This is a genomic window from Streptomyces fulvorobeus (genome assembly GCF_013167895.1).
Lineage (GTDB): Bacteria > Actinomycetota > Actinomycetes > Streptomycetales > Streptomycetaceae > Streptomyces > Streptomyces fulvorobeus.
The window spans coordinates 3,799,732-3,812,626 of the sequence record NZ_BLWC01000001.1 but is presented as its reverse complement, the minus strand read 5'-3'; the positions used below and the strand labels follow the sequence as shown (position 1 = coordinate 3,812,626).

Below are 12,895 nucleotides of genomic sequence, written 5' to 3'. Positions count from 1 at the left end.
GACTACCAGACGTAGGCGAGGACTTCCCCACCTACGCCCTTCTTGCTGGCCTGCTGGCCGGTCAGGAGACCGTGGGACGTGGAGATGATCGCCACGCCCAGGCCGCCGAGAACCTTCGGCAGGTTGGTGGACTTTGCGTATACACGCAGACCCGGCTTCGAGATTCGCTTGATGCCGGCGATCGAGCGCTCGCGGTTCGGCCCGAACTTCAGCTCGAGGACAAGGTTCTTTCCAACCTCGGCGTCCTCGACCTTCCAGCCGGTGATGAAGCCCTCCTGCTGGAGGATCTCCGCGATGTGCGACTTGATCTTGCTGTGCGGCATGGCGACGTCGTCGTGATACGCCGAGTTCGCGTTGCGCAGACGTGTGAGCATGTCTGCGATGGGATCAGTCATGGTCATGAGTTGGCCTTCGGCCTCTCTCGCCGGGGTTTCCTGTATGCGCCATCCCTCTCCCCACTCAGTGGCGGGACGGGTGCGGTGCGGGGACCTACGGCGTAGTAAGTCGGTCCAGGGCGGCAGGCGCCCAACCCCCCAAGCCTACGGCATGCGGGGCCGGGCTCCTGCCGACCAGATGCTTACCGAGAGTCTCCGGGTGTTCCCAACGCCCAAGGGGCGAAGGAGAACTACCAGGAGCTCTTGGTCACGCCCGGCAGCTCGCCACGGTGGGCCATCTCACGAAGGCACACGCGGCACAGGCCGAACTTGCGGTAGACGGAGTGGGGCCGGCCGCAGCGCTGGCAGCGGGTGTACCCGCGCACGCCGAACTTCGGCTTGCGGGCGGCCTTAGCGATCAGAGCCTTCTTCGCCACGGTCAGTTCTCCTTGAACGGGAAGCCGAGGTGACGAAGGAGGGCACGACCCTCGTCGTCGTTGGTCGCCGTGGTGACCACGGTGATGTCCATGCCCCGGACCCGGTCGATCTTGTCCTGGTCGATCTCGTGGAACATGACCTGCTCCGTGAGACCGAAGGTGTAGTTGCCACGGCCGTCGAACTGCTTCGGCGACAGGCCGCGGAAGTCACGGATACGCGGAAGCGCGAGCGACAGCGTACGGTCCAGGAACTCCCACATGCGGTCACCACGGAGGGTGACGTGGCAGCCGATCGGCTGCCCCTCGCGCAGCTTGAACTGCGCGATCGACTTGCGGGCCTTGGTGACGGCCGGCTTCTGACCGGTGATCGTGGTGAGGTCCTTGACGGCCCCGTCGATCAGCTTGGAGTCGCGGGCGGCGTCGCCCACACCCATGTTGACCACGATCTTGACCAGACCGGGAACCTGCATGACGTTCCCGTAAGAGAACTCCTCACGCAGCTTGCCGGCGATTTCCTCGCGGTAGCGCGTCTTGAGACGCGGCGCTGTGGTGGTAGTCATCAGATGTCCTCACCGGTGCGCTTGGCAACGCGGATCTTGTTGCCCTCGTCGTCAAAGCGGTAGCCGACGCGAGTAACGACCTTGTTGCCGTCCTTCTCAACAACCAGCTGCACGTTGCTGACGTGGACGGGAGCCTCGGTCGTCACAATGCCACCGGTCTGCGAACCGCGAGCGGTCTGGCCGGCCTTCGTGTGCTTCTTGACCCGGTTGACACCCTCGACGAGGACGCGGTCCTGAGCAGGGTAGGCAACGATGACCTTGCCCTGCTTGCCCTTGTCCTTACCGGTGATGACCTGAACCAGGTCGCCCTTCTTGATCTTCATGCTTACAGCACCTCCGGCGCGAGCGAGATGATCTTCATGAACTTCTTCTCGCGCAGCTCTCGGCCCACCGGGCCGAAGATACGGGTGCCGCGGGGGTCGCCGTCGTTCTTCAGAATGACTGCGGCGTTCTCGTCGAAGCGGATGTACGAGCCATCCTGACGACGACGCTCCTTGACGGTGCGAACGATGACGGCCTTGACGACGTCACCCTTCTTCACGTTGCCACCGGGGATCGCGTCCTTGACGGTGGCGACGATGACGTCACCGATGCCCGCGTAGCGGCGACCCGAGCCACCGAGAACACGGATGGTGAGAATTTCCTTCGCACCCGTGTTGTCGGCGACACGAAGTCGCGACTCCTGCTGGATCACGTCTATCTCCTGATCGTCTGCCGGTTCCCGGCAGGGGCCACTCCGTTACGGAGCGGACCCCCACCGAGCCTGGCGGAACTGTCCTGAGGGGAGACCCCCTCAGGGATTACTTGGCCTTCTCGAGGATCTCGACGATGCGCCAGCGCTTCGACGCGGACAGCGGCCGCGTCTCCATGATGACAACACGGTCGCCGACGCCGGCAGTGTTCTGCTCGTCGTGGGCCTTGAGCTTGTTGGTACGGCGGATGACCTTGCCGTACAGGGCGTGCTTGACGCGGTCCTCGACAGCGACGACGACGGTCTTGTCCATCTTGTCGCTGACGACGAGACCCTCACGGGTCTTGCGGAAACCGCGCTGCTCAGTCGTCTCAGTCACATTCTTCTCGCTCATCAGGCGCTCTCCACCGTCTCGATGCCCAGCTCGCGCTCACGCATCAGGGTGTAGATCCGGGCGATGTCCTTACGGACGGACTTGAGCCGACCGTGGTTCTCGAGCTGGCCCGTCGCCGCCTGGAAGCGGAGGTTGAACAGCTCTTCCTTGGCTTCGCGGAGCTTGTTGAGCAGCTCCTCGTCGCCCAGCTCGCGCAGCTCGGACGCCTTGGTACCGGCCGACATCACGACTCACCTGCCTCGCGCCGAACGATCCGGCACTTCATCGGAAGCTTGTGAGCAGCGCGGGTAAGCGCCTCACGAGCAATCTTCTCGTTCGGGTAGGACAGCTCGAACATCACCCGACCGGGCTTGACGTTCGCGATCCACCACTCGGGAGAACCCTTACCGGAACCCATGCGGGTCTCGGCAGGCTTCTTCGTCAGGGGACGGTCCGGATAGATGTTGATCCAGACCTTTCCGCCACGCTTGATGTGGCGGGTCATCGCGATACGAGCGGCCTCGATCTGGCGGTTCGTCACGTACGCCGGGGACAGCGCCTGGATGCCGTACTCGCCGAACGCAACCTGCGTGCCACCCTTGGACATACCGCTGCGCTTCGGGTGGTGCTGCTTGCGGTGCTTGACCCTACGGGGGATCAGCATTTCGGTCAGGCCTCCGTTCCGGTGCTCTCAGCCGGAGCAGCGGCGACGGGAGCGTCGGCCTTGGGGGCCTCGGCTGCCGGCGCGGACTGCTGCGGCTTGCGGCCGCGGCCGCCACGCTCGCCACCACGGGCGCCACCACGGGCACCCGCCGGACGGTCGTTGCCGCCACCACGGGCCGGGCGGTTACCCGCACGGGCCGCGGCGTTCTCGGCGCGGACCTCGGCGATGTTCTTGACGTCGCCCTTGTAGATCCAGACCTTCACGCCGATACGGCCGAAGGTCGTCTTGGCCTCGAAGAAGCCGTAGTCGACGTTCGCGCGCAGCGTGTGCAGCGGCACACGGCCCTCGCGGTAGAACTCCGACCGGGACATCTCGGCGCCGCCGAGGCGGCCGCCGCACTGGATCTTGATGCCCTTGGCGCCGGCCTTCATCGTGCTCTGCATGCTCTTACGCATGGCACGACGGAAGGAGACGCGGGAGGAGAGCTGCTCGGCGACGGCCTGGGCCACCAGCTGAGCGTCCACCTCGGGGTTCTTGACCTCGAGGATGTTCAGCTGGACCTGCTTGCCGGTCAGCTTCTCCAGCTCGCCGCGGATGCGATCGGCCTCGGCGCCACGGCGGCCGATGACGATGCCCGGGCGGGCGGTGTGGATGTCTACACGGACGCGGTCGCGGGTGCGCTCGATCTCAACCTTCGAGATACCTGCGCGCTCCATGCCCTTCGTCATCATGCGACGAATGGCGACGTCTTCCTTGACGTAGTCCGCGTACAGCTTGTCGGCGTACCAACGGGACTTGAAGTCCGTGGTGATGCCGAGCCGGAACCCATGCGGGTTGACCTTCTGGCCCATTACCGGGTTCCTTCCTTGCTGCTGACGACCACGGTGATGTGGCTGGTCCGCTTACGGATCCGGTAGGCACGGCCCTGAGCACGCGGACGGAACCGCTTCAGGGTCGGACCCTCGTCCACGTAAGCCTCGCTGATGACCAGCGAGGACGCGTCGGGGTGGTCGTAGTTGTGCGCGGCGTTGGCAATGGCGCTGTCGAGCACCTTGCCGACCGGCACGCTCGCGGCCTGCGCGGCGAAACGCAGGACCGCCTGAGCCTCCGTGGCATCCATGCCACGGATGAGGTCCACCACTCGGCGGGCCTTCATGGGCGTGACGCGGATGTACCGCGCCTGGGCCCTGGCTTCCATGGTTGTCCCTTCGGTGTAAGTCATAGTCAGTCACCCCGCGTTAGCGGCGCTTCGACTTCCGGTCGTCCTTGACGTGGCCGCGGAAGGTGCGAGTCGGCGAGAACTCGCCGAGCTTGTGGCCGACCATCGACTCGGTGACGAACACCGGGACATGGATCTTGCCGTTGTGCACCGCGATGGTGTGGCCCAGCATTGCCGGGACGATCATCGAGCGACGGGACCAGGTCTTGATGACGTTCTTGGTGCCAGCTTCGTTCTGTACGTCCACCTTCTTGATGAGGTGGCCGTCGACGAAGGGCCCCTTCTTGAGACTGCGCGGCATCTAAACCCGCTCCTAGCGCTTCTTGTTCGTCTTGCGGCGGCGGACGATGTACTTGCTCGATGCCTTCTTCGGCGAGCGAGTACGACCCTCCTTCTGACCCCACGGCGAGACCGGGTGACGTCCACCGGAGGTCTTGCCTTCACCACCACCGTGCGGGTGGTCAACCGGGTTCATCGCAACACCGCGGACGGTCGGGCGAATGCCCTTCCAGCGCATACGGCCGGCCTTGCCCCAGTTGATGTTCGACTGCTCGGCGTTGCCGACCTCACCGATGGTGGCGCGGCAGCGGGCGTCGACCAGCCGGATCTCTCCGGACGGCATACGAAGGTGGGCCATGGTGCCCTCCTTCGCCAGCAGCTGCACGGAAGTACCCGCGGAACGGGCGAACTTCGCGCCGCCGCCGGGCCGCAGCTCGATGGCGTGGATGGTCGTACCCACCGGGATGTTGCGCAGCGCCAGGTTGTTGCCCGGCTTGATGTCTGCGGCCGGACCGTTCTCGACACGGTCACCCTGCGACAGGCCACGCGGGGCGACGATGTAACGCTTCTCGCCGTCCGCGTAGTGCAGCAGCGCGATGCGCGCGGTGCGGTTCGGGTCGTACTCGATGTGCGCGACCTTGGCCGGCACGCCGTCCTTGTCGTGACGACGGAAGTCGATCACGCGGTAGGCGCGCTTGTGTCCGCCACCCTGGTGGCGAACGGTGATCCGACCGGCGTTGTTACGGCCGCCCTTGCTGTGCAGGGGGCGGACCAGCGACTTCTCCGGCGTGGACCGCGTGATCTCGACAAAGTCGGCGACGCTGGAGCCACGACGGCCCGGGGTCGTCGGCTTGTACTTGCGGATTCCCATTTCTCAGTCCTCGTCCGATTCCGGACGATCCAGACCGCCGTCAGGCGGTCGGACCGCCGAAGATGTCGATACGGTCGCCCTCGGCAAGGGTCACGATGGCGCGCTTGGTGTCAGAGCGCTTGCCGAAGCCGGTCTTGGTCCGCTTGCGCTTCCCCTGCCGGTTGATCGTGTTGACCCCGGTGACCTTGACCGAGAAGACCGCTTCCACGGCCTGCTTGATCTGGGTCTTGTTGGAGCCGGGCGCGACGATGAACGTGTACTTGTTCTCGTCGAGCAGCGCATAGCTCTTCTCGGAGACAACCGGCTTGACGAGAACGTCACGCGGGTCCGAGTAGGTCTTGCTCGTGATGGTCGAGCTGGTGACGGTCGCCTCGCTCATCAGGCGTCGCTCCCTTCGGTCTCAGCGGTCTGGGGGCCAGACACGAAGGACTCGAAAGCGGCCTGGGTGAAGACCACGTCGTCAGAGACGATCACGTCATACGTGTTCAGCTGGCCCGGCTCCAGGATGTGCACCTGGGGCAGGTTGCGTGCGGAGAGCCACGCGGCCTCGTCGGCGCGGTCGACGACCAGGAGCAGGTTGCTGCGCTCCGAGATCTTGCCGAACAGCGTCTTGGCGGCCTTCGTGGAGACTCCACCCTCGACCACGCCGGTGATGACGTGGATACGGGAGTGGCGCGCCCGGTCGGAGAGGGCACCGCGGAGAGCGGCGGCCTTCATCTTCTTCGGGGTGCGCTGCGAGTAGTCGCGCGGCTTGGGGCCGTGAACGACACCACCGCCCGCGAACTGCGGCGCGCGGGTCGAACCCTGGCGGGCGCGGCCGGTGCCCTTCTGGCGGTAGGGCTTGCGCCCACCACCACGGACTTCACCGCGGCGCTTGGTCGAGTGCGTGCCCTGACGGGCAGCTGCCAGCTGTGCGACAACGACCTGGTGGATCAGCGGGATGCTGGTCTTCGCGTCGAAGATCTCCGCGGGGAGCTCGACGGTACCGGCCTTGTCGCCTGCCGGCGAAAGGATGTCAATGGTGCTCATTACCTCAAGCCCCCTTGGCCGCGGTACGGACCAGGACGAGGCCGCCGTTCGGACCGGGGACCGCGCCCTTGATGAGCAGCAGACCCTTCTCCGCGTCAACCGCGTGGATGGTCAGGTTCTGGGTGGTGACGCGCTCGTTGCCCATCCGGCCGGCCATGCGCATGCCCTTGAAGACACGCCCAGGGGTGGCGCAGCCACCGATCGAACCGGGGGAACGGTGCTTGCGCTGGACGCCGTGACCGGCGCCGAGGCCCTTGAAGTTGTGACGCTTCATGACACCGGCGAAGCCCTTGCCCTTGCTCTTGCCCGTGACGTCGACCTTGACGCCGGACTCGAACACCTCGGCAGTGACCTCCTGGCCCAGCGTGTACTCGCTGGCGTCAGGGGTGCGGAGCTCCACCAGGTGGCGGCGCGGGGTCACGTCGGCCTTGGCGAAGTGGCCCTTGAGGGGCTTGTTCACCTTGCGCGGGTCGATCTCGCCGAAGGCGATCTGGACCGACTCGTAGCCGTCGCGGTCGTTGGTGCGGACCTGGGTCACGACGCAGGGCCCGGCCTTGACGACGGTAACCGGGACAACCCGGTTGTTCTCGTCCCAGACCTGGGTCATGCCGAGCTTCTCGCCCAGGACGCCCTTAATGTTCTTTGCCATCTCGCGCGTCACCTCAGAGCTTGATCTCGATGTCGACGCCCGCCGGCAGGTCGAGGCGCATGAGCGAGTCAACCGTCTTCGGCGTGGGGTCGAGGATGTCGATGAGGCGCTTGTGCGTGCGCATCTCGAAGTGCTCGCGCGAGTCCTTGTACTTGTGCGGCGACTTGATGACGCAGTACACGTTCTTCTCAGTGGGCAGCGGCACCGGGCCTGCGACCGACGCACCAGTGCGGGTCACCGTCTCGACGATCTTCTTCGCCGAGGAGTCGATGACCTCGTGGTCGTAGGCCTTGAGCCGGATGCGGATCTTCTGTCCCGCCATGGCTACTAGTAGTCCTGTCTCTCAGTAACGCTCTGGAACCCGGGGGTTCTCGTAACTCCGTCTCCGACCCACGCGGTCGGGCGTGTCGCATTCCCTCTACGAAAATCTCCCGAAGGAGATCCCAACCAAGGGGGTGCGGGCCCACAGACCTCGCGAACCGGGGGCGGAACACCCACCGGGTGCCTGGCCGGCGCCCTGCTGAACTTCCCGAAAGATTCCCGTACGTCCGACCCGCATGGGGTCGACGAGTACCGTGGGACTCGCTTCCGGTCCTCCCGGCGGGAGGCGCGCAACATTGACACTCAACCGAGCAACCTGGTCAGTGTGCCATACGGGGCATGAGCCTGGCCAATCGGGCGGAGGATCTTACCCCCCGTGGTCGGATGCTCAAACGCGTCCACGGTCCGGGGGCCAGTGCGCGTCCGCCTCACCCGGCCGGAGAACCCCTCTCCCCGCCGGCGGGTGCGTACCCCTCCTGGCGCCATCAGGGACCCCAGCGGGCGTACGCGCCCCTTCCCGGCCTCGGCCGCTTCAACCCGTGGCGAGCGGTACCCGGCGCGTCGGTCAGCACCCGGGCGCCGGAGCCCCGGGCGGCCCGGGCACGCAGAAGGGCCCCGGTCCACCGCGCGCGCGGCGGGCCGGGGCCCTTCTCGGTGCTCTGTGCGGAGCAACCAGGTCAGACCGTCAGGTGACTACTTGACGATCTTGGTGACCTGGCCGGCGCCCACGGTCCGGCCACCCTCGCGGATGGCGAACTTCAGGCCCTCTTCCATGGCGACGGGCTGGATCAGCGAGACGTTCATGAGGGTGTTGTCGCCCGGCATGACCATCTCGGTGCCCTCGGGAAGGGTCACGACGCCCGTTACGTCCGTGGTACGGAAGTAGAACTGCGGGCGGTAGTTGTTGAAGAAGGGGGTGTGACGGCCACCCTCGTCCTTCGACAGGATGTAGGACTGCGCCTCGAACTCGGTGTGCGGCGTGACCGAACCCGGCTTGATGATGACCTGGCCGCGCTCGACGTCCTCGCGCTTGATGCCACGGAGGAGCAGACCGACGTTCTCACCGGCCTGGCCCTCGTCGAGCAGCTTGCGGAACATCTCGATGCCGGTGACCGTGGTGGTGACCTTCTCGGTCTTGATACCGACGATGTCGACGGTCTCGTTGACCTTCAGGACACCACGCTCGATACGACCGGTGACGACCGTGCCACGACCGGTGATCGTGAAGACGTCCTCGATGGGCATGAGGAACGGCTTCTCGACGTCACGCTCGGGCTGCGGGATCGACTCGTCGACGGCCTTCATCAGGTCGAGGACGGTCTGGCCCCACTCCTTGTCACCCTCAAGAGCCTTGAGCGCCGAGACCTTGACGACCGGAAGGTCGTCGCCCGGGAACTCGTACTCCGAGAGCAGCTCGCGAACCTCGAGCTCGACGAGCTCCAGGATCTCCTCGTCGTCCACCATGTCGGCCTTGTTCAGCGCGACGACGATGTAGGGGACGCCGACCTGGCGGGCCAGGAGCACGTGCTCCTTGGTCTGCGGCATCGGGCCGTCGGTGGCCGCGACCACGAGGATGGCGCCGTCCATCTGCGCCGCACCCGTGATCATGTTCTTGATGTAGTCGGCGTGCCCGGGGCAGTCGACGTGCGCGTAGTGACGCGACTCCGTCTGGTACTCCACGTGCGCGATCGAGATCGTGATACCGCGCTGACGCTCTTCGGGGGCCTTGTCGATCTGGTCGAAGGCCGAAGCCTCGTTCAGGTCGGGGAACGCGTCGTGCAGCACCTTGGTAATGGCGGCCGTGAGGGTCGTCTTACCGTGGTCGATGTGACCGATGGTGCCGATGTTGACGTGCGGCTTAGTCCGCTCGAACTTTGCCTTCGCCACTGGGGTCCTCCTGAGTGGTTCTGTACGCCTTGCTTCATCGGCGCCAGGTGATCTTTGCTGGGATGCCGGGGCCCGGGGCATTCACCACGCCGCTCCCGCGTCGCGTCGAATGCCCTGCCGGGCTCCGGTGATAAGCCTAAAGCGTCAACTCGGGGGAGTTACTCGCCCTTGGCCTTCGCGATGATCTCCTCGGCGACGTTCCGCGGAACCTCGGCGTAGGAGTCGAACTGCATCGAGTAGCTTGCGCGACCCGAGGTCTTGCTGCGGAGGTCTCCGACGTAGCCGAACATCTCCGAGAGGGGCACGAGGCCCTTCACGACGCGAGCGCCGCTGCGCTCCTCCATGGCCTGGATCTGGCCACGGCGTGAGTTGAGGTCGCCGATCACGTCACCCATGTAGTCCTCGGGCGTGGTGACCTCGACGGCCATCATCGGCTCGAGAAGCACGGGGGACGCCTTGCGGGCACCCTCCTTGAACGCCTGCGAACCGGCGATCTTGAAGGCGAGCTCCGAGGAGTCGACCTCGTGGTAACCACCGTCGAGAAGGGTGACGCGGACGCCGACCATCTCGTAACCGGCCAGGATGCCGAACTGCATGGCTTCCTGGGCACCCGCGTCCACCGAGGGAATGTACTCACGGGGGATGCGGCCACCGGTGACCTTGTTGACGAACTCGTAGGACGAGTCGCCACCCTCGATGGGCTCGAGGGCGATCTGCACCTTCGCGAACTGGCCGGTACCACCAGTCTGCTTCTTGTGCGTGTAGTCGATGCGCTCGACGGTCTTGCGGATCGTCTCGCGGTAGGCGACCTGCGGCTTGCCGACATTCGCCTCGACGCGGAACTCGCGTCGCATGCGGTCGACGAGCACCTCGAGGTGGAGCTCGCCCATACCACCGATGATGGTCTGGCCGGTCTCCTCGTCCGAGTGCACCTGGAAGGAGGGGTCCTCCTCCGAGAGGCGCTGGATGGCGACACCCAGCTTCTCCTGGTCGCCCTTGGACTTGGGCTCGATGGCGACCTGGATGACCGGCGCCGGGAAGTCCATGGACTCCAGGATCACCGGGCTCTTGTCGTCACACAGCGTCTCACCGGTGGTGGTCTGCTTCAGGCCCATGACGGCGACGATGTCACCGGCGCCCACCGAGGGGATCTCCTCACGCTTGTTCGCGTGCATACGGTAGATCTTCCCGATGCGCTCCTTCTTGCCCTTGACCGAGTTCAGCACCGCGGTGCCGGCCTCGAGGCGACCGGAGTAGATCCGGACGAAGGTGAGCTTGCCCAGGTGCGGGTCGCTCGCGATCTTGAACGCCAGGCCGGAGAACGGCTCGTCGTCCGACGGCAGACGCTTGACGACCTTCTCCGGGTCCTTGACGTCGTGGCCTTCGATGGCCTCGACGTCCAGGGGGGAAGGCAGGTAGCGGACGACCGCGTCGAGCAGGGGCTGGACGCCCTTGTTCTTGAACGCCGTGCCACAGAACACCGGGGTGACGGTGACGGAGTCGGCCGAGCCCTTCGACGCGAGGGTGATACGGCGGATCGCCGCGTAGAGCTGGTCCACGGAAGGCTCGACGCCCTCCAGGTACAGCTCCATCATCTCGTCGTCGTTCTCGGAGACGGCTTCGAGCAGCTTGCCGCGCCACTCCTCGGCCGCCTCGGCGTGGGTCTCCGGGATGTCGACGGTGTCGTACATCTCGCCCTTGGCGGTCTCGTCCGACCAGACGAAAGCCTTCATCGTCACGAGGTCGACGACGCCCTTGAAGTCGGCCTCGGCACCGATGGGGAGCTGCATGACCAGCGGGACCGCACCGAGGCGGTCGATGATCATGTCGACGCAGCGGTGGAACTCGGCGCCGGTACGGTCGAGCTTGTTGACGAAGCAGATACGCGGCACGCCGTAGCGGTCCGCCTGACGCCACACGGTCTCGGACTGCGGCTCGACGCCCGCCACACCGTCGAACACGGTGACGGCGCCGTCGAGGACGCGGAGCGAACGCTCCACCTCGACGGTGAAGTCGACGTGACCGGGGGTGTCAATGATGTTGATCGTGTGATCAACCTCATTGAGCGGCCAGTGACAGGTCGTCGCGGCAGACGTGATCGTGATGCCGCGCTCCTGCTCCTGCTCCATCCAGTCCATGGTGGCAGCGCCATCGTGGACTTCACCGATCTTGTAGCTCACACCGGTGTAGAAGAGGATCCGCTCGGTGGTGGTCGTCTTGCCCGCGTCGATGTGGGCCATGATCCCAATGTTGCGGACCTTGGCCAGGTCAAGCGAAGTGGTGGCCATAAGGCTCAATCTTCTCTCGGTCTCGATGGGGTAAGCGACTACCAGCGGTAGTGCGCGAAGGCCTTGTTCGACTCGGCCATCTTGTGGGTGTCCTCGCGCTTCTTGACGGCAGCGCCAAGACCGTTGGAGGCGTCGAGCAGCTCGTTCATGAGGCGCTCGGTCATGGTCTTCTCACGACGGGCGCGGGAGTAACCCACGATCCAGCGCAGCGAGAGGGTGGCGGCGCGACCGGGCTTGACCTCGATCGGCACCTGGTAGGTGGCGCCACCGACACGGCGGGACTTGACCTCGAGCGAGGGCTTGACGTTCTCAAGCGCGCGCTTCAGCGTGATGACCGGGTCGGCGCCGGTCTTCTCGCGAAGACCTTCCATGGCGCCGTACACGATCCGCTCGGCGGTGGAACGCTTGCCGTCGAGGAGGATCTTGTTGATCAGCGAGGTGACAAGAGGAGAGCTGTAGACCGGGTCGATGATGACCGGGCGCTTCGGGGCGGGGCCCTTACGAGGCATTCTTACTTCTCCTTCTTGGCGCCGTAGCGGCTTCGGGCCTGCTTGCGGTTCTTGACACCCTGGGTGTCGAGCGAGCCGCGGATGATCTTGTAGCGAACACCCGGCAGGTCCTTCACACGGCCACCACGCACGAGCACGATGGAGTGCTCCTGCAGGTTGTGTCCCTCACCCGGGATGTAGGCCGTGACCTCGATACCGGAGGTCAGACGCACGCGCGCGACCTTACGGAGCGCCGAGTTCGGCTTCTTCGGGGTGGTCGTGAACACACGCGTGCAGACGCCACGACGCTGGGGCGAACCCTCGAGCGCGGGCGTCTTGTTCTTCTCGACCTTGTCCTGCCGGCCCTTCCGGACCAGCTGCTGGATCGTAGGCACTACTTCTCCGGTTTCTGTGTGCCGTTCGTTGAAACTAACCTGGAACACACCGACCCACGCGGTCGGGTGTGTCGAATACTGCGCGCCCCTGCCCTAGGACAGGAGAAGCGCTGATTGCGGTGGCCACTTACGGACTCGCCATGCGGTTGAGGACACGCACCCGAGCCCAGGCACACCCCAGGCACAAGGCTTGAGCGTACCTACCTCACGGACTCCGGTCAAAACAAATGCCGCCCACCACCACGGACCCGCTTCCGGCCAGTCCCGTACGAGCAGCGCAGCAGCGCTCCCCCGCTCCCGGGGACCCCGTCCGGCAGGGAACCCCGTCGCGATCGCGCAGAGCACCGGCGGAGGGCCGTCACGACGGTAC

Annotated in this window: 20 protein-coding genes; all 20 read right to left on the bottom strand. The window is 65.6% G+C overall.

From position 1 onward, the window contains the following. Nucleotides 1–2 precede the first annotated feature (2 nt). Nucleotides 3–401 carry a 30S ribosomal protein S8 gene (gene rpsH, locus Sfulv_RS17375; protein ID WP_028439249.1) on the bottom strand — a complete coding sequence of 133 codons (399 nt, stop codon included), beginning with the start codon at nucleotides 399–401 and terminating at the stop codon, nucleotides 3–5. 224 nt (nucleotides 402–625) lie between these two features. Beyond that, a complete protein-coding gene (locus Sfulv_RS17370) occupies nucleotides 626–811 on the bottom strand; it encodes a type Z 30S ribosomal protein S14 (RefSeq protein WP_003948630.1) in 186 nt (61 codons plus the stop codon). A 2-nt stretch (nucleotides 812–813) separates the two neighbouring features. Then, the gene (rplE, locus tag Sfulv_RS17365) at nucleotides 814–1,371 is read right to left on the bottom strand and encodes a 50S ribosomal protein L5 (RefSeq protein ID WP_173315035.1); all 558 of its coding nucleotides are present in this window, start codon (nucleotides 1,369–1,371) and stop codon (nucleotides 814–816) included. Continuing rightward, nucleotides 1,371–1,694 carry a 50S ribosomal protein L24 gene (gene rplX, locus Sfulv_RS17360; protein WP_018550616.1) on the bottom strand — a complete coding sequence of 108 codons (324 nt, stop codon included), beginning with the start codon at nucleotides 1,692–1,694 and terminating at the stop codon, nucleotides 1,371–1,373. Before rplX ends, rplE begins: the two co-directional genes overlap by 1 nt. A 2-nt stretch (nucleotides 1,695–1,696) precedes the next feature. Beyond that, nucleotides 1,697–2,065 carry a 50S ribosomal protein L14 gene (rplN, locus tag Sfulv_RS17355; protein ID WP_003966950.1) on the bottom strand — a complete coding sequence of 123 codons (369 nt, stop codon included), beginning with the start codon at nucleotides 2,063–2,065 and terminating at the stop codon, nucleotides 1,697–1,699. Between the two features lie 106 nt (nucleotides 2,066–2,171). Next, entirely contained in the window at nucleotides 2,172–2,456 is a 285-nt protein-coding gene (rpsQ, locus tag Sfulv_RS17350; RefSeq protein ID WP_173315032.1) for a 30S ribosomal protein S17, read from the bottom strand. Next, nucleotides 2,456–2,680, bottom strand: coding sequence for a 50S ribosomal protein L29 (gene rpmC, locus Sfulv_RS17345; protein WP_003966952.1), 225 nt, complete (start codon nucleotides 2,678–2,680; stop codon nucleotides 2,456–2,458). Before rpmC ends, rpsQ begins: the two co-directional genes overlap by 1 nt. Next, on the bottom strand, nucleotides 2,680–3,099 hold the full coding sequence (rplP, locus tag Sfulv_RS17340) for a 50S ribosomal protein L16 (RefSeq protein ID WP_014154587.1): 420 nt from the start codon (nucleotides 3,097–3,099) through the stop codon (nucleotides 2,680–2,682). Before rplP ends, rpmC begins: the two co-directional genes overlap by 1 nt. A 5-nt stretch (nucleotides 3,100–3,104) precedes the next feature. Then, the gene (gene rpsC / locus Sfulv_RS17335) at nucleotides 3,105–3,950 is read right to left on the bottom strand and encodes a 30S ribosomal protein S3 (RefSeq protein ID WP_173315029.1); all 846 of its coding nucleotides are present in this window, start codon (nucleotides 3,948–3,950) and stop codon (nucleotides 3,105–3,107) included. Then, complete coding sequence (rplV, locus tag Sfulv_RS17330; RefSeq protein WP_161308667.1) at nucleotides 3,950–4,297, bottom strand: 50S ribosomal protein L22; 348 nt, start codon at nucleotides 4,295–4,297, stop codon at nucleotides 3,950–3,952. Before rplV ends, rpsC begins: the two co-directional genes overlap by 1 nt. A gap of 40 nt (nucleotides 4,298–4,337) precedes the next feature. Next, nucleotides 4,338–4,619, bottom strand: coding sequence for a 30S ribosomal protein S19 (gene rpsS, locus Sfulv_RS17325; protein ID WP_003966956.1), 282 nt, complete (start codon nucleotides 4,617–4,619; stop codon nucleotides 4,338–4,340). A gap of 12 nt (nucleotides 4,620–4,631) precedes the next feature. Further along, nucleotides 4,632–5,468 carry a 50S ribosomal protein L2 gene (gene rplB / locus Sfulv_RS17320; RefSeq protein WP_173315026.1) on the bottom strand — a complete coding sequence of 279 codons (837 nt, stop codon included), beginning with the start codon at nucleotides 5,466–5,468 and terminating at the stop codon, nucleotides 4,632–4,634. A gap of 40 nt (nucleotides 5,469–5,508) precedes the next feature. Further along, a complete protein-coding gene (gene rplW / locus Sfulv_RS17315; RefSeq protein WP_173315023.1) occupies nucleotides 5,509–5,847 on the bottom strand; it encodes a 50S ribosomal protein L23 in 339 nt (112 codons plus the stop codon). Continuing rightward, complete coding sequence (gene rplD, locus Sfulv_RS17310; RefSeq protein WP_173315019.1) at nucleotides 5,847–6,497, bottom strand: 50S ribosomal protein L4; 651 nt, start codon at nucleotides 6,495–6,497, stop codon at nucleotides 5,847–5,849. Before rplD ends, rplW begins: the two co-directional genes overlap by 1 nt. 4 nt (nucleotides 6,498–6,501) lie before the next feature. Continuing rightward, nucleotides 6,502–7,146 carry a 50S ribosomal protein L3 gene (rplC, locus tag Sfulv_RS17305; protein ID WP_173315016.1) on the bottom strand — a complete coding sequence of 215 codons (645 nt, stop codon included), beginning with the start codon at nucleotides 7,144–7,146 and terminating at the stop codon, nucleotides 6,502–6,504. Nucleotides 7,147–7,159: 13 nt separating this feature from the next. After that, on the bottom strand, nucleotides 7,160–7,468 hold the full coding sequence (gene rpsJ / locus Sfulv_RS17300; RefSeq protein WP_003948644.1) for a 30S ribosomal protein S10: 309 nt from the start codon (nucleotides 7,466–7,468) through the stop codon (nucleotides 7,160–7,162). A 692-nt stretch (nucleotides 7,469–8,160) separates the two neighbouring features. After that, nucleotides 8,161–9,354 (bottom strand): elongation factor Tu, encoded by a 1,194-nt coding sequence (gene tuf / locus Sfulv_RS17295; RefSeq protein ID WP_173315013.1) that lies wholly within the window; start codon nucleotides 9,352–9,354, stop codon nucleotides 8,161–8,163. A gap of 158 nt (nucleotides 9,355–9,512) precedes the next feature. Next, nucleotides 9,513–11,642: an elongation factor G gene (gene fusA / locus Sfulv_RS17290; protein ID WP_173315010.1), complete on the bottom strand. Its 2,130-nt coding sequence runs from the start codon at nucleotides 11,640–11,642 to the stop codon at nucleotides 9,513–9,515. Between the two features lie 38 nt (nucleotides 11,643–11,680). After that, nucleotides 11,681–12,151, bottom strand: coding sequence for a 30S ribosomal protein S7 (rpsG, locus tag Sfulv_RS17285; RefSeq protein ID WP_014154599.1), 471 nt, complete (start codon nucleotides 12,149–12,151; stop codon nucleotides 11,681–11,683). A 2-nt stretch (nucleotides 12,152–12,153) separates the two neighbouring features. Continuing rightward, nucleotides 12,154–12,525 carry a 30S ribosomal protein S12 gene (gene rpsL, locus Sfulv_RS17280; protein ID WP_003948652.1) on the bottom strand — a complete coding sequence of 124 codons (372 nt, stop codon included), beginning with the start codon at nucleotides 12,523–12,525 and terminating at the stop codon, nucleotides 12,154–12,156. Nucleotides 12,526–12,895 lie beyond the last annotated feature (370 nt).

Coding starts and splice junctions, on each gene's coding strand:
- rpsH (WP_028439249.1), bottom strand. CDS start 401: ATGACCATGACTGATCCCATCGCAGACATGCTCACACGTCTGCGCAAC.
- rplE (WP_173315035.1), bottom strand. CDS start 1,371: ATGACTACCACCACAGCGCCGCGTCTCAAGACGCGCTACCGCGAGGAA.
- rplX (WP_018550616.1), bottom strand. CDS start 1,694: ATGAAGATCAAGAAGGGCGACCTGGTTCAGGTCATCACCGGTAAGGAC.
- rpsQ (WP_173315032.1), bottom strand. CDS start 2,456: ATGAGCGAGAAGAATGTGACTGAGACGACTGAGCAGCGCGGTTTCCGC.
- rpmC (WP_003966952.1), bottom strand. CDS start 2,680: ATGTCGGCCGGTACCAAGGCGTCCGAGCTGCGCGAGCTGGGCGACGAG.
- rplP (WP_014154587.1), bottom strand. CDS start 3,099: ATGCTGATCCCCCGTAGGGTCAAGCACCGCAAGCAGCACCACCCGAAG.
- rpsC (WP_173315029.1), bottom strand. CDS start 3,950: ATGGGCCAGAAGGTCAACCCGCATGGGTTCCGGCTCGGCATCACCACG.
- rplV (WP_161308667.1), bottom strand. CDS start 4,297: ATGGAAGCCAGGGCCCAGGCGCGGTACATCCGCGTCACGCCCATGAAG.
- rpsS (WP_003966956.1), bottom strand. CDS start 4,619: ATGCCGCGCAGTCTCAAGAAGGGGCCCTTCGTCGACGGCCACCTCATC.
- rplB (WP_173315026.1), bottom strand. CDS start 5,468: ATGGGAATCCGCAAGTACAAGCCGACGACCCCGGGCCGTCGTGGCTCC.
- rplW (WP_173315023.1), bottom strand. CDS start 5,847: ATGAGCGAGGCGACCGTCACCAGCTCGACCATCACGAGCAAGACCTAC.
- rplD (WP_173315019.1), bottom strand. CDS start 6,497: ATGAGCACCATTGACATCCTTTCGCCGGCAGGCGACAAGGCCGGTACC.
- rplC (WP_173315016.1), bottom strand. CDS start 7,146: ATGGCAAAGAACATTAAGGGCGTCCTGGGCGAGAAGCTCGGCATGACC.
- rpsJ (WP_003948644.1), bottom strand. CDS start 7,468: ATGGCGGGACAGAAGATCCGCATCCGGCTCAAGGCCTACGACCACGAG.
- fusA (WP_173315010.1), bottom strand. CDS start 11,642: ATGGCCACCACTTCGCTTGACCTGGCCAAGGTCCGCAACATTGGGATC.
- rpsG (WP_014154599.1), bottom strand. CDS start 12,151: ATGCCTCGTAAGGGCCCCGCCCCGAAGCGCCCGGTCATCATCGACCCG.